Origin of the sequence: Rubinisphaera margarita (assembly GCF_022267515.1) — a bacterium.
Lineage (GTDB): Bacteria > Planctomycetota > Planctomycetia > Planctomycetales > Planctomycetaceae > Rubinisphaera > Rubinisphaera margarita.
The window spans coordinates 555476-570928 of the sequence record NZ_JAKFGB010000009.1; the positions used below are offsets into that span (position 1 = coordinate 555476).

Sequence of the window (15453 nt, forward strand, 5' to 3'; positions counted from 1 at the left end):
CGCCGCCCCGAAAGAATCTTTCGGGGCCACCCCTCCTGGGCCCTCACTCACGTTTCGGATCGGGAATACAGGCTGGAACCGCGCGTGAAAAAAGCCGGCTGTCCCGTTTGGTCCAGCCGGCTTCCTGTTTCGACCTCAGGCGATTAGGCCTGGAAGCTGCTGCCGCAGCCGCAGCTCTTGACGACGTTCGGGTTGTCGAACGAGAAGCCGCGTTTTTCGAGACCGTCGTAGTAATCGATGGTCGTGCCGTCCAGATAGAGCATGCTCTTCTTGTCGACGGCCACGGTCACGCCGTGCTGCTCGGAGAGATCGTCCTTGGCAGCATCGAACTGATCATCGAGGGCCAGGTTGTACTGGAATCCGCTGCAACCGCCGGCACGGACGCCGATACGGAGGACAGTCGTTCCGTCTTTGGCCTGCTCGCCGATCACGCGCTTGATTTCATTGGCGGCTTTTTCAGTGACATTCACTGCCATAACACTCATCTCCTCAGCAAACTTGCAAGGTGTTCTCGGTATCGCCGACCGGTGCGATTGCACACGACTGGCCGGGAGGCGGGTAACTTCAGCAGTCCACCCGACGGGCGGCTGGTTGTGGCGCATTCCTGAGTCAAAACCCCAGTGTCGCAATTATAAACGTCGTTCTTCCAAAAATCCAAGGGCGTTTTCCCCAGAAACCCCCGCAGATTCCGGTCTGACGGCCAAAGGGCATCCTGTCGCGATTGGGAAGATTCCGCTGGACTTCATGAAAATGGGGTGAAAGAATAGCGGGGTTGGGCGATTGGCGTTTCGGAGTCGCGCGGATTCTGATATACCGCAGCCTGACCTGTTTACGACAACCGGTACACCTGCAAGGAAGCATATGATTGATCAGGCTTCGCTTCTCGAGTATTCGTCCCCGGCCCGTATCTCCAATCCAAAGGTCTTCGTTCTCGACACCAATGTGATCCTGCACGACGCGGGTTGCATTCACAAGTTCGAGGAAAACGATATCGCGATCCCGATGACCGTGCTCGAAGAGCTCGACCGGTTCAAAAAGGGAAATGACGATATCCATTTCCAGGCCCGACAGTTTCTCCGGACACTTGATGATCTGACCGGAGACGTCCTTTCTTCAGCGGGGGCCTCGCTTGGTCCCGGACTCGGCCGGATCCGCGTTATTCTCGGCGGACCTGCCCATTCCCGTCTGAAAGATGTCCTGACCCAGGACGTTCCCGACCATCGCATTCTCAACTCCGCTCTCGAGGTGCTCGATCAGGAAACCCGACGCCCGGTCATTCTAATCACCAAAGACACCAACCTGAGGATGAAAGCCAAGGCCGTCGGCCTGGTCGCTCAGGATTACAGCAACGATAAAGTCGAGAGCTTCGACAAACTCTACACCGGCAAGCGACTGATCGAAGGGGTCGACTCGGCTGAAGTCGACCGGTTCTACACCGGCTCCGGAACCGTCCCGGCTGCAGACGCTCAGCTGCCGATCGAACTGCCCCTGGCCCACGAGAATTTCATTATCCGGAATGGGTCCAAGTCGGTCCTGGCCACTTACGATCCGACGAATCAGTCGTATCATCGGGTCGAGAAGCACACCACGTACGGGATCACGCCTCGAAACGCCGAACAGGCCTTCGCCATCCGGGCGCTGCTCAGCGACGACATCAAACTCGTGACGCTCGCCGGCAAAGCCGGTTCCGGTAAGACGTTGCTTGCTCTTGCCGCGGCTCTGGAACAACGGCAGAACTACCGGCAGATTCTGCTGGCCCGGCCGATCGTCCCGCTCAGCAATCGGGATATCGGCTACCTGCCCGGCGATGTTTCCGCCAAGCTCGATCCGTACATGCAACCGCTCTTCGACAACCTTACCGTGATTCGACATGAAAACCGGCAGTCGGATGCCGGCGACAAAATTCAGGAACTGCTCGAGACCAAGAAGCTCGAAATCACGCCGCTGGCTTACATCCGTGGTCGCAGCCTGCAGAGGATCTTCTTCATCGTCGATGAAGCGCAGAACCTGACGCCGCACGAGATCAAGACGATCATCACCCGAGCTGGCGAAGGAACGAAGATTGTCTTCACTGGTGACATCCACCAGATCGACCATCCCTATCTCGACGCTCTGTCAAACGGCTTCAGTTATCTAATCAACCGCATGGTCGGTCAGCCGCTGTATGCCCACATCACCCTCGAAAAGGGAGAACGCAGCGCCCTGGCCGAACTCGCCAGCGACCTGCTCTGAGCAAATTCAAAAGTCGACGACAGGCGTTGGCAGGAGCAAAGTCAGCAGCGCAGGGGATTAACGCCATGCGACTGCCGGAGAAGCATGAAAGAATGCACTGAGCACTTTTCTCCGTCCTGACCGACCGAAGCGATCTGTCGCCTGGCGACTCAGGCGAGGATGTCTTTCACCACGTGGCCGTGCACGTCGGTCAGGCGGTAGTCGCGGCCCTGGAAGCGATACGTCAGGCGTTCGTGGTTGAAGCCGAGCAGGTGCAGGATGGTGGCCTGGAAGTCGTGGATGTGGACCTTGTTCTCGGTGACGCCGAACCCGAGTTCATCGGTCTGCCCGTGATTGTATCCCGGCTTCACGCCGCCACCGGCCATCCACATCGTGTAGCAGTCCGGGTAATGGTCGCGTCCGAGAATCTTGCTCTTCGCGGTGCGTCCTTCGCGAAACGGCGTGCGACCGAACTCGCCGCCCCAGACCACAAGCGTGTCTTCGAGCAGACCCCGCTGCTTCAGATCCTTGATCAACGCGGCGACCGGCTTGTCCATCGTTTTGCATTTGTCTTTGAGGCCATCGCCAATCCCCGATCCAGCCGAGGTGCCGTGATAGTCCCAGCCCCAGTCGAACAGCTGCACGAACCGGACGCCCGACTCCACGAGACGCCGGGCGAGCAAACAGTTGTTCGCCAGTGAAGACGCCCCCGGTTCTGCTCCGTACGCTTCGAGCGTCTCTTTGGTTTCACTCCCGATGTCCATCACTTCTGGCACGGAAACCTGCATGCGAAACGCGAGCTCGTATTGAGCAATCCGCGTCTGCGTTTCCGGATGTCCGAGCCGCTCGGCCTGTAATTCATTCAGGTCCCGCAGAGCATCGAGGCTCATCCGACGCACGTTGCGGTCCATGCCTTCCGGATTGGAAACGAACAGCACCGGATCGCCCTGCGAACGGCACTGCACGCCCTGAAAGACAGAGGGGAGAAACCCGCTGCCGAACGATTTGTTCCCGCCGTTCGGCTGGACTCCACTGGAGATGAGAACCACGAAGCCCGGCAGGTTCTCGCTTTCGGACCCGAGCCCGTAGGTGATCCACGATCCCATCGAAGGGCGCCCCGATTGAGCTGCGCCGGTGTAGAGCAGCAGTTCGGCGGGGGCATGATTGAACTGGTCGGTCGTCATCGAATGGATCAGGCACATCTCGTCGGCAACTTCGTGCAGATGCGGAATCGCTTCCGACATCCACGTGCCCGATTCGCCGACCTGCTTGAACTTCTGCGGCGTTCCGAGCAGCGTGGGCACGCCGGTCGTGAACGCGAATCGCTTGCCTTCGAGGAACGACTGCGGGCAGTCTTCCCCATTGCGGCGGACCAGTTCCGGCTTGTAGTCGAACAGGTCGAGGTTCGGCGGGGAGCCGGTCATATGCAGGTAGATGACCCGCTTCGCCTTGGGCGTAAAGTGCGGATCTCTAACGGCGAGTGGATTGACCTCGCCATCGGAATTGGCTGCGGCTGAACCGGGGAAGAGCGACGACAGGGCAGCCGCACCGAGCCCGATGCCGGACTGCTGCAGGAAGTAGCGTCGCGTAGGGTTCCACATTGAATCGTGAATCGGAGACATGAGAGTCACTTTCCGCGTTACGGCTTCATCAGTACTTCGTCGAGATTCAACAGGACGTTTCCGACCAGCGTCCACGCCGCCATCGCAGCCGGATCGGCTCCTTCCGGAAGCGGACCGAGCGGCTCTTCGGCAAACGTCTTCGCGGCTGCAAGATCGTTCTGGTAATTCGTTCGCACGGTCTCGAACAGATTCAGCAAACGATCGAGTTCCGCTTTGCTCGGTTCGCGGATTAGACAGAGTCGGAATCCGTGTGATAACTGCTCGGCAATCGTTCCCTCCCGGGAAGCCATGCGACGTCCGAGTGCCTGAGCTGCTTCGACATAAGCGGGATCGTTGAGGGTCACAAACGCCTGCAGGGGGGTGTTCGTGCGATCACGGCGAACGGTGCAGACCTCGCGGTTCGGGGCATCGAAGGCGGCCATCGACGGGTACGGGTTGGATCGTCGCCAGGTCGTGTAAAGTCCACGGCGGTAACGGTCTTCGCCTTTGCTGGTCACCCAGTCGATTCCCGCTCCGAAAGCCGCCTTGAGTCCGATATCTGGCTGTGGCGGTTTGACCGGCGGGCCGTACATCTTCGAACTGAGAAGTCCACTGATGCGGAGGGCCTGATCGCGAATCATTTCCGCGGAGAGCCGCACGCGCGGTCCGCGTGTTATCAGTCGATTGTCGGGGTCAACCTCCAGCAACTCGGGAGTAACCGCTCCCGTCTGCCGATAAGCAGCCGACATGACGATCGTCTTCACGAACGCTTTCAGGTCCCAGTCGAGTCGCAGCAATTCCGTGGCCAGCCAGTCGAGAAGAGCAGGGTGCGTCGGCAGTTCTCCTTGGGAGCCAAACTCCTCACTGGTGGTGACGAGCCCGAGGCCGAACAACTTCTCCCAGTACCGATTGGCAATCACCCGCGGCGTCAACGGATTGGCCGGATGCACGAGCCAGTGAGCCAGATCGAGTCGCGTTGGTTCCTCGACTTCCAGTGGAATCTCAAAGACTTCGGGCAGCCCCGGCGAGACCTCGTCGCCGTGGACCATGAAGTTGCCGCGAATCTGAATGTGCGCCTTCCGCTGCTGATCCTCCGGCAACTGTCGCATGACGGGAACAGTGGTTGTCGGCTTCAGTTTCTCCAGCGACGCTTCCAGAGAAGCGAGACGCTCTCGCGATTTCTGCAGGGACGGTGCGATCTCTCGCACGTAGAAGGCCGTCAACTCCTGTTGATCCTCAGGGGAGCGGTCTTCCATTCGCTGCTGCAGAATCGTTCGCAGTTGATCGGGAATGCGAGCCAGCTCCGCTGCTCGATCATCCTCGGTCGCCACGATGCGAAATCGTTTCAGGGTGTGCTTGTCGTACTTCGACTGCTGCTCGATGGTGACCACCAGCTTCTCGCCCTCACCGATCGTAAACGGCTTCTCCGCGGTCAACGTCAGCGTATGAGGCTCGGCTGTTTTTCCGCCGACGGCCCAGCCCGTTTTCTCTTTAGTCTCGACATCAAGAACATTCCCAGCCGGGAAGCCTTCCTGTTCGTAGTCGGCAAAGGCCTGTGAAAATGGGATCGGTCGCGAGGAGGACGCGGCGAACGTCGTCGAGTTCTGAGGCGGCTTCGCTTCCATCTGCTCCCAGACGGACTTTCGATCTGCATCGAGAATGCTCACGCGGAAGTTCTTCAGCCGGCTTTGCAGATTGTTGTCGGTCCGATTCCAGACCACGACCTGATCGATCGGCTGCAGCGGACCAAGATCAACTTCCCACCAGGGATTGTCGGCAGTCTCGGTATGCGTCACCGATTTATTGTCGAAGTTGCCGTCGGTATTGCCATCAATCGCGTAGGCAGCCGGGGCATCGTATGAGGTGGTGCTCTGCGTCGCTTTGCCTTCGGGGCCGAGATTCCGACCGGCGGAAAAGACCTGCACTTCGGCCAGCGAGAGAATCTGCTTTTTGCCCGGAAGCTCGATCCGCACAAACCGGCCCGGCACAGCGGTTCCTTCGTCGGGAACGACGGCTGCCGTCACGCGGGTGATGACAAAGTTCCCGCCGTCCGCGTGTCCTGCTCCGCCATCTTCAGGGCGTGACTGGAGCTGAATGGCATGAAGCGACTGCCCCGATTCCTGCGGCTGCAGTTCGATCTGGTAGGTACTCCGGTCTCCCGATTCCGGGACGGAAATCGTCTGGTCCCCGGCGATGTCGACATCCTTTGCGCCGGTCAAAATCAGCACATTCGGAGAGGTCCACTCCAGTGGCTTCTGCAGACGCGATTCCCATTCCGCCATCTCGGCTTTGAGCTCTTCGGTTGGCGTCGACAGGATCTTCTTCAGCTCGGCAATCTCGGCCTGCCAGCTGGCTTTCTTCTGCTTTGTCTCTTCCGAGTACCATTCGAGCAGCGGCGACTCGTCCCGTTTGTCGGCGTCGGCGGTGTTGTTGAAGATCGCGAAGAGCTCGAAATACTCCTGATGGCTGATCGGGTCGAACTTGTGCGTATGGCATTGTGCACAGGCCATGGTGGTGCCCATCCACACGGCGAAGGTCGTATTCACACGGTCGACGATGGCCGCATTGCGGAACTCTTCGTCGTTCGTGCCCCCTTCATTGTTGGTCATCGTGTTGCGATGAAACGCGGTTGCGATCAGCTGGTCTTCTGTCGGATTCGGCAGCAGGTCGCCGGCCAGCTGTTCGATCGTGAATTCATCGAACGGCTTGTTGGAATTGAGCGAGCGGATCACGTAATCGCGATAGAGCCAGATCGTTCGCGAAGGGTCATCGGCGTAACCGGCGGAGTCGGCGTAGCGGGCCAGATCGAGCCACATCCGTGCCCAGTGTTCGCCATAAGCGGACGTGTCGAGCAGCCGATCGACGACCCGTTCGTACGCCTGTGGACTCGGATCGTTCAGAAACTCTTCGGCTTCTTCCAGCGTCGACGGCAGTCCCGTCAGGTCGAGCGTCACGCGACGGAGCAGGGCGGCTTTGTCGGCTTCGGCTTGCGGTTTTAAACCGTCCCGTTCGAGGCGGGCGAGCACGAACCGGTCAATCTCGTTGTTCGGCCAGTCGGTGTTTTGGACCGCGGGGAGTTCAGGGCGTTCCGGCTTCTGATACGACCAGTGCCCTTTGTACTCGGCTCCCTGTTCGATCCACTGCCGGATCAGCGCGATCGATTTCTCATCGAGTTCCATGCCGGAGCCGGCGGGCGGCATCCGTTCGGAATCGTCCTCGCTGGTGATGCGTCGGAACAGTTCGCTGTCATCGACATCTCCCGGCGTGATTGCGGGAAGACCGGACGCGGTTTCGCCGAAAGCTCCGCTCTGAGTATCGAGTCGAAGATCGCCCTGACGCTCGGCTTCATCGGGGCCGTGACAATGAAAGCATTTGTTCGAGAGCAGCGGACGAATCTGCGTCACGAAATCAATCTGCGGAGAATCCTCGGCAGCAGCCGGCCGAACCGACAGACAGAACGCGAGCACACTGAGTGTGAGGAGGAAATGCTTCATAAGGCGAGACGTTCAGCGGGAGGCATCGAAGGACACTGATTTATGATGCACTTCTCAGGCCGAAAATCCAAGAGGAATACCGGGAAACCACCAAAGTTGACGAATCCCGGCCGCCGCCTCGTTCTTTGTTCAGGCTTTCTCAAACCGGGTCAGGGCTGCCTCTTCGGTCGCGTACGCGGCGGGATCCATCAGCTGGCGGGCGAGTTCAAATTCCCGGCTGCATTCCCGCATGAAGGCGGCGAACCCCAGGCCGCCCGCTTTCATCGCCCGGCCATGTTTGTGCCAGACGACCAGACTGGTGCCGAACAGGAAGAAGCGATGCAGCGCCTGCCGCGAAACAACCGTGAAGCGACTGCGATGCCGCCGGAGAATGGCCAGACGTTCGCACTGAAATTCAACGTGGGGCTTCTCATCCTGAATGATCTGATCGCACAGTTTTCGCAGCACCGGCGAGGCGGTCGCCTGCTGCAGTGCGGGGTAGTAGACCTTCGCGATGATCTCGGCTGTCACCAGGACCGCGATCGAGAGTTCCAGATTCGCGCAATGGCGGAGCTTGCGAAACACGGTGTCGGGCCACGTCTGGCGAACTTTCGGGATGTCGGCCATCTCCATGAAGCGGCCGAGATCGCGGGCGTGCCGCTGCTCTTCGCGGATGAATCGTTTGATCGCCTCGTAATAATCGGGATCGGCGTGGCGTTCGCTCCAGGCTTGCGCACACTTCGAAAGGTGAAAGCCTTCCGAGCTCTCGCCGAGCTGGAATCCCTGAATCGAACTGGTGATCGCTTTGCGTTCCTGATCGGTCAGCTCGCCGCCGGCTTCCCAGGGGATTGGCATCAGTTCCTGTTCGTTGCGGGCGAAGTAGTCGTCCCACTGACGGGAACTTCGCAGAGACGGACGGGGGGCGGCTTGCTGAACTTCGCGGGTCACGTGAACGCTCCTTCTAAGACCGGAATTCCTCGCGACTCGCCGCCGCGGCTCTCGTTCAGAGTACGTAACGCAACGGAGATCCCGAAGAAAAAACGGAGACGGTTGTTCAGAAAGGCGAGAACTTCCCGGTACAGTTTGTGTATTCTGTGTTCTTCCTGTCGAAGTTCATTTCCCTGGCACTGTTGTGAAAGACCATCGTGTCGACAGAGCATTCCGATTCCTCATCCGGGCGTTCTCCGCTTCAAAGCCCTCTCTTCATCTGGTGCCTGCTGGGAGTGGCTGCTCTCTGCCTGATCGCCTATGGGATCGTGTATCACCAGCTGAATCGGAATCTGGATGTCGAGGTCGACTGGGTCACGTATCGAATCGACGCGAGTGAAGGCTCGGTGGTGCAGGGGAGACTCTCTCCGGGATCGCGACCGGGAGATCCGCAGCCCTTTGATGCGATTCACATGGGACCCGAACAGGTGGCCGCTCTGAGAACTTTGGCCGATGGCTCGCCGCGTGATGCAATCGTCTCCGGATCGGTTCGTGTGACCAGCTGGCCGCGGACCGCCTTCACGTTTGCCGGTTCAAAGACAAAGCGAGTCAGCAGGCCCGATTCTCCCACGGGGAGCATGATGGTGAGCGAATTGAGTTCACTGACCGGCTTTCTGGGGGCGCGACTGCAGAACGGAAGCCCGTGGTTTCGGATCGAAGCCAAGTTGAGTTATGAGCGGAGTTTCGCCCCGCCCGTCTCCGGCGATCCAGCTTATGCTCCGGAAGCCGTCTTCAGTCATGTTCTTTATGAGGGACCGCTGAATCGCGGAGAGGGAATTGCCCTGCGGCGAGAGTTGAGCGACGGATCGATTTACATTCTGGTGTTCGAGATGAAGTAAGACGTTCAGCGGCAAAGGAGACTGAGTGCCCGACGAAGACTCAAATCCTGAAACGACATCCGGCTCAGTTCCCATTGGGACGCGTGCGGTCATGTGGGGGCTGTTGATGGCCTCCGCCGCGGCGGTCGGGGTGTACGGGTTCATCTACTGGCAGTTGAACCACACACTCGACACGACGGTGCAGTGGAGCTGGTACGTGGTGGACGCGGAGACCGGGACATCGCTCGAGGGCGAAGTGCATCCTGGTTCGCCAGCCGGAGAATCGCAGGCGTTTGACGCGATCGTTCTTGACGACGCCCAGCTCGCAGCTTTCCGCAGGCTGCCGGATGACTCGGTTCGCTACGCCATCAGTTCCGGAGAGGCGGGGTGCAGCATGTGGCCGCGAACGTCGTTCTCGCTGAGCAGCGCCCGCAGCCAGAGGATTCCGCTCGATGTCGGCGACGTGATCCCCGGCGTGATCTCGGTGATGAAAACCGAATCGCAATCCTTCGCCGGGTTTCTGGGAGCCCGCCTCAGCAATGGGACCCGTCTGTTCCGTGTTGAAGGCAACCTGGGTTACGGCCGCCACTATTCCCCGACTCTGCCCGATAACCCGGACTTCGCCTCGCAGTCTCTGCACAGCAACGTGCTTTATGAAGGGAAGCTGCTGCCGGGAACATCGCTGATGTTTCGGCGAGAACTCGGGAACGGGGATTATCTGCTGATGGTGTTTGAGGTGGAGTGAAAGGCCCAGCTACGCCAGCACCGAATTCAGCACGTTTCCGTGCACGTCGGTCAGGCGGAAATCGCGGCCGCCGTAGCGGTAGGTGAGTTTCTCGTGGTTGACGCCGAGCTGGTGCAGGACCGTGGCCCAGAGGTCGTAGACTTCGCAGCGGTTTTCGACGGCGTGATAGCCGAGTTCGTCGGTGGCTCCGTAGATGGTGCCCCCTTTGGTACCGCCGCCCGCCATCCAGATGCTGAAGCCGAACGGGTTATGATCGCGGCCGTTGCTGCCCTGTGAAAACGGCGTGCGACCGAACTCCCCGGCCCAGACAATGAGCGTTTCATCGAGCAGACCGCGTTGCCGCAGGTCCTGAATGAGGCCGGCGATCGGCTGGTCCACCTGATTGGACATGGCCCGATGTCCCTTTTCGAGATCCCCGTGCTGGTCCCAGGGATTCGGCCCATTCCCGGCTCCGACCCGTTCGTTCAGGCAGCTCAATTCAATGAAGCGGACGCCCCGTTCAACGAGCCGGCGGGCCAGCAGACATTGCCGCCCGTACGCGGCCAGTTCCTTGTCACTCGAGTTGAGCCCGTACAGTTCGTGCGTCACCTGTGTCTCGCCAGAGATGTCGCAAAGTTCCGGCACGGCGGTCTGCATGCGGAAGGCGGTTTCGTAGTTGCGGATCGCCGCTTCAACCTGCGAGTCTTTTCCGGTAGTGGCGAGAAAGTCCTGGTCGAACGACTGCGCGAAATCGAGCCGCTGCTTCTGCAGGGTCGAGGCATCGGGCGGCTGGATATTCGTCAAAGCTTCCCGCTGGTCGGCTTTCAGAATTGAACCCTGATGTTGAGCGGGGAGAAAGCCGTTGCTGAAAAGCGGCACCCCGCCATGCGGGGGGACGGCATCGCCACTCTGCAGAACAACGTAGCCGGGCAGATTCTCGTTCTCAGTGCCGAGTCCGTAAGCGCACCAGGCCCCCGCACTCGGGTAGCCCATGAACGGGAAGCCGGTGTGCATGAAGAAGTTGCCCTGAGCATGTTCATTCACCGGCGTCGTCATCGAACGAATGACGGCCAGTTCATCGGCCTGGGCTCCGATCTGCGGGAACATGCTGCTGACCGGAATGCCGCTCTCGCCGTGCTGCGTGTACTTGAACGGACTGGCCATCACGTTGCCGTTGTTGTTGAACTGCGTCCGCTGCACCGTGACCGGCATCGGCTGGCCGTGCAGTTCTTCGAGCTTCGGTTTCGGATCGAACGAGTCGACATGCGACACGCCCCCCGACATGAAGCAGAAGATCACGTGCTTCGCTTTTGGCGGATGATGCAGCTGCTTGAGCCCGGCTCGCTCCGGCAGATCGCGACTGAGCGGACTGGCTGCCGCCTCGCGATGCAGCAGGCTCGACAGGGCCATCGCTCCAAAGCCAATCGAAGACCGCTGCAGCATCTGGCGGCGGGAGTAACTGTGGTGGATCGAATAGTCGGACATAGTGAACTCCGCTGTAGTATCGCTGTTTCGTCTGAGCATTGCCGGGCCAGCCAGCAACGGAACCCGTGGTCGTTCGCGAGGACTACCGCAAGTAAATGAATTCCTGGAATGTGAACAGCGCCTGCGCCAGATCGGCCCACGCGGCGGCTTCTCCGGTTTCGGGAGCAGGCCCCATTTGTTCGAGAGTCTGCTCCAGTTGACTGACCTTCGTTTCGAGCTGCTGCAGCGTCTCCCGTTGAGCAGCCGTCAGGGCTTCACGAACTTCGCTCTCGGTAATCGCCGTCGGCGCTGCTCGGAAACTGCCCTGAACCTGCTCGGCGGTCAGGGCCTGATCGTACAGCCGGGCCCGCAGAATCCGACCGGACAGCATGCGATTGCCTCCCGCAGGAAGATGCCGCACGCCGAACGAAACGATGCACTCGCCCGCTTTGAATTCGAACGGTCCGTTGCTCTTGTAGGCGTTGCCGTACGGCTCGCCATCGCGGTAAGCCTGAATGGTGCCGTCCGCGTGATAGGCGATCGCGACATGCACCGGACGGCTGACCGCGTCCTTCTCGGCGGGTCCCTGGAAGATTTGAGAACGAACGCCGTGATCACTGCCGGCCAGCCATTCTTCCGGAGCCCGTTCCCCGAAGACGATCGAATCGAAATAGCGACCGTTGGGCGACTGCAGTGTGATCACGCCGGCGCCTCGTTGATTGAAATGATCGAGCTGGACCCAGGCCTCCAGTGTCTTTTCGTGAATCGTCCACGGCAGGGGATCGGTTGTGACGTAGCCGCCCCGTTTAACCACCAGCGCTTCCTCGGAAACGGACACGTCTCCATGAGACCGGGCGGCGAGACGATGGATGCCATCTTCCATGCCGTCGACAAAGTCCCAGCGGGCCAGCGGCTGCACAACGGTTTTGGCGATCGAGGTATCGAGCCCCCCATGAGCCAACTCAAGTTGATGCCGCACGGGCCCCAGAATGTTCTGGATGCCGCTCTGATAACCGGCGAGCTCCTGCTGCTTCTGATCGTATTGTTCACGCAACTGCTCGCGGGTTGCCGAGGAAGTCTGCAGGAATGCCTGAATGCGGTCGATCTCGGCAGGCTTTGCCTTTCGTCCGAAGGCGGTCAGGAACATCTGATGGATCCGGTCTTCTTTGCTGACATCGTTCTGCTTCAGAACCTGACTGCTCCAGTTCGTCGCGGCTGCCCGGATCTGGCTGTCGTTCATCAGCATGAGCGATTGCGCAGGGACATTGGTCGCACTCCGGCGGCCGGTCGCGCTGAATGGCTCCGGGAAATCGAACGATCGCAGGAACGGATCGAGCCGATTGCGAATCACCTGAACGTAAACGCTGCGACGGGGAGCGTTGCCTCCGACCGGTGGGCCATACAACTGATCCTGCAATGTGCCCGAAGCGGAGAGCATCGAGTCGCGAATCGCCTCGGCTTCGAGCCGTCGAACGTGGGCGTGCGAAAGCCATTTGTTGTCCGGATCCGCGGCCATCGCCAGTTCATCCGGCTTCGAAGAGAGCTGCCAGGTTTTCGAGGTGACCAGCAGCCGAATCATATCTTTGATCGACCAGTTCCGGTTGCTCATCTCGATCGCCAGCCAGTCGAGCAGCTTCGGATGCGACGGCTCCTGTCCGAGACGCCCGAAATTGTCTGGTGTGCCGACGAGGCCGTGCCCGAACAGATGCACCCAGAGACGATTGGCAATGACCCGCCGTGTGAGCGGGTTGTCCTCGCGCAGCACATCCTCGGCGAGTTGCCGGCGGCCACTGAGTTCCGAGTCGTAGGGAGCTGCGTCGACAACTTCCAGAAACCGCCGGGGAATCACTTCGGCGGGCTGCTTGTGGTTCCCGCGAACGAACAGCGGCTGGTCTTTGCCCTGCGTCTCATCGAGTCCCGGGACGCGAGTCGGCGTCTTCAGTTGCTGTTCGACCTGTCGGTACCTGTCGACCAACGGCTTCAGCGCCGAAGCGTCACTCGCCTGATTGCTGAGCAATCCGGAGGAGAGACATCGATCAAGAAACTCGGCCTGGGCATCGGTCAGCGAACCGTTCTGCCAGTCGCGAATCGCCGTGCGAATCGTCTTCTGATAAAGAGCGACGAGATCGTCTGTCGATTGCGGAGCAGCCTCAGCCGCTTCGAACAGCGGACTCAACCAGACCGCCGGCGAGGTCGGAGCCGGTGCATCGACGGGCAGCACGCGAACTTCCTGCACACCGAACCAGGAGCGTTGTTCATCCTTCACCAGCAGAGGAGCATCGAGTGCGGTCACGAGTTCAACGTGCACCAGGTCGCCAGTCCAGTAAGACAGGTCGAAGCGATGCCACGTCCAGTCCGACTTAATCTCCTGCACAGGAAAGAGGTTCCCACGGCGGGGATAATTCTGCACGGCAAACCGCACGGTCGACTTTCCGTCGCCGCGAGCGCGGACCCACAGCTGATGCTTCTCCGTCAGATCCACATCGGGCGACGTCAGCCGAGCCGCTTCCCGATCGGAGTGGAGATGCGAATAAACTCCACCCGGGTAGATGCCTTTCAGGATCTTATTCCCCGATGTCGCGATCGCGAATGAACCCGCAGGCTGCGGCTGCTCGGGAAGCGTATCCGGGCCCGGGAACCATTGCTTGTAATCATCCTTCCTGGAGAGATCCCATGTTGCGAGGGCGGACTGCGAAGGCTCAGGCTTCGAGGCGTGCTTTGTTTTCAGGTCCTGCCAGCGGCTGGTGAACTCTTCGGGCGACTTCGCCGACTGCAGTTCGAACCACGGCGAAAGCAGATCGTTCGGCCCCGCCGGCTTCTTTGCGGTTTGCAGCCGCTCCGCCAGGTTCTCCAGCGAGGCGGTCCATTCGGTCGACAGCGACTGCTGAATCTGAGACTTCAACTCGTCGAGTTGTTCCCGCACCGCCTGACGTTCTTCCGGAAGATCGATGACCGTTCGGCCCGGACGACAGGAACTGAGAATGCCGAACAGGGCGTAGTAGTCGGCCTGAGAAATCGGATCGAATTTGTGATCGTGACAGCGGGCACAGGAGACGGTCAGTCCGAGAAACGCCTTGCTGAAGACGTTGATCTGATCGTCGGTGAAACGAACTCGCTCATCGAGGGCATCGGTCGGCGAGAAACCATGGAAGACCATCCGCCAGTGAGCCGGACCGATCGCCGATTCGTTGATCGCCAGCTCTTTGTTGATGCGGGGTTCGTCGAGCAGGTCCCCGGCAATGTGCTCGCGAACCAGCTGGTCATACGGCACATCGGCATTCAGAGCACGAATGAGATAGTCGCGATACCGCCAGGCATCGGGAATGGCCGGGTCGCCTTCGGAGCCGTGCGATTCGGCGTAGCGAATCCAGTCCATCCAGTGCCGGGCCCATCGTTCGCCAAATGCGGGACGAGCCAGCAGTTCGTCGATCAGTTCGCCGGTCACCGCATCTCGTTCCGTTGCCGAAGCCTCGGCCAGACGTCCACTCCAGTATTCGACTTCATCCGGCGAGGGAGGCAGACCGATCAATGTGAAGTAGAGTCGGCGGACAAGCACAGTCGGCTTCGCCGGGGGAGCCGGTTCAAGTCCCTCAGCTTCGAGCTTCTGCAGAATGAAACGATCGACCGGGTGGGCCGACCATTGATCATTCTCGACAGCAGGAATCTCGGGAGTCGTAATCGGCTGGAAACTCCACCACTGGCGGCGGCGTTCGCGAACCGCTTCCCAGGAAGTAGCTTCGGCCAGTGATTCGGCGGTCGGCTTCTCCGATCGGGGATCGGGCGCGCCGAGTGAGATCCACTTCTCAAAGTCGGCGATCACTTCGTCGGAGAGTTTGGGACCGCTCGACGGCATTTCGAGCCCTTCGACTTCATGCCGGAGGATCGGCAACAGACGACTCGCTTCCGGTTTGCCCGGCTCGATAATCGTGCCGCCATCGCCGCCTTTCAGAATCGCGGTGCGAAAGTCGACGGCCAGCCCGCCTTCCGCGGCGTCGAGCGAGTTGTGACACTCGTAGCAGTGTTCCACCAGAACCGGGCGGATCTTCGCTTCGAAGAACTCGATCTGTTCGGCCGGAATTTCCGTCGCAAAGACCGGAGAGGTCCACAGCAGTGCGGAGAATACGGCCAGGAGCAATCGGAGTGAAGAGGGTGTAGGATTCATCGCATAACCAATC

The 15453-nt window shown here is 60.0% G+C and carries 9 protein-coding genes; 3 read left to right on the forward strand and 6 right to left on the reverse strand.

Features of this window, described 5'->3' with window-relative positions; genetic code table 11:
- Window positions 1-143: 143 nt before the first annotated feature.
- Window positions 144-476 (reverse strand): HesB/IscA family protein, encoded by a 333-nt coding sequence (locus L1A08_RS05505; RefSeq protein WP_238755119.1) that lies wholly within the window; start codon window positions 474-476, stop codon window positions 144-146.
- A gap of 385 nt (window positions 477-861) precedes the next feature.
- Here L1A08_RS05505 and L1A08_RS05510 point away from each other — a divergent pair, with 385 nt between their 5' ends.
- On the forward strand, window positions 862-2232 hold the full coding sequence (locus tag L1A08_RS05510) for a PhoH family protein (protein WP_238755121.1): 1371 nt from the start codon (window positions 862-864) through the stop codon (window positions 2230-2232).
- A gap of 149 nt (window positions 2233-2381) precedes the next feature.
- On the opposite strand, the gene L1A08_RS05515 is transcribed toward L1A08_RS05510, so the two are convergent.
- The 3 genes from L1A08_RS05515 to L1A08_RS05525 all read right to left on the reverse strand — a co-directional run bounded on the left by L1A08_RS05515 (window position 2382) and on the right by L1A08_RS05525 (window position 8233).
- Window positions 2382-3833, reverse strand: a complete 1452-nt coding sequence (locus L1A08_RS05515) for a DUF1501 domain-containing protein (protein WP_238755122.1) — start codon at window positions 3831-3833, stop codon at window positions 2382-2384.
- A gap of 17 nt (window positions 3834-3850) precedes the next feature.
- Entirely contained in the window at window positions 3851-7306 is a 3456-nt protein-coding gene (locus L1A08_RS05520; RefSeq protein ID WP_238755124.1) for a DUF1553 domain-containing protein, read from the reverse strand.
- Between the two features lie 129 nt (window positions 7307-7435).
- The gene (locus L1A08_RS05525) at window positions 7436-8233 is read right to left on the reverse strand and encodes a ferritin-like domain-containing protein (protein WP_238755126.1); all 798 of its coding nucleotides are present in this window, start codon (window positions 8231-8233) and stop codon (window positions 7436-7438) included.
- A gap of 197 nt (window positions 8234-8430) precedes the next feature.
- On the opposite strand from L1A08_RS05525, the gene L1A08_RS05530 reads away from it, so the two are divergent.
- Together L1A08_RS05530 and L1A08_RS05535 are read left to right on the forward strand one after the other, a co-directional pair.
- Complete coding sequence (locus tag L1A08_RS05530) at window positions 8431-9111, forward strand: hypothetical protein (RefSeq protein ID WP_238755128.1); 681 nt, start codon at window positions 8431-8433, stop codon at window positions 9109-9111.
- A gap of 25 nt (window positions 9112-9136) precedes the next feature.
- Window positions 9137-9835, forward strand: coding sequence for a hypothetical protein (locus L1A08_RS05535; RefSeq protein WP_238755130.1), 699 nt, complete (start codon window positions 9137-9139; stop codon window positions 9833-9835).
- Between the two features lie 9 nt (window positions 9836-9844).
- On the opposite strand, the gene L1A08_RS05540 is transcribed toward L1A08_RS05535, so the two are convergent.
- Together L1A08_RS05540 and L1A08_RS05545 are read right to left on the reverse strand one after the other, a co-directional pair.
- The gene (locus L1A08_RS05540; protein WP_238755132.1) at window positions 9845-11299 is read right to left on the reverse strand and encodes a DUF1501 domain-containing protein; all 1455 of its coding nucleotides are present in this window, start codon (window positions 11297-11299) and stop codon (window positions 9845-9847) included.
- Window positions 11300-11381: 82 nt separating this feature from the next.
- Window positions 11382-15440, reverse strand: a complete 4059-nt coding sequence (locus L1A08_RS05545) for a DUF1553 domain-containing protein (RefSeq protein WP_238755134.1) — start codon at window positions 15438-15440, stop codon at window positions 11382-11384.
- Window positions 15441-15453 lie beyond the last annotated feature (13 nt).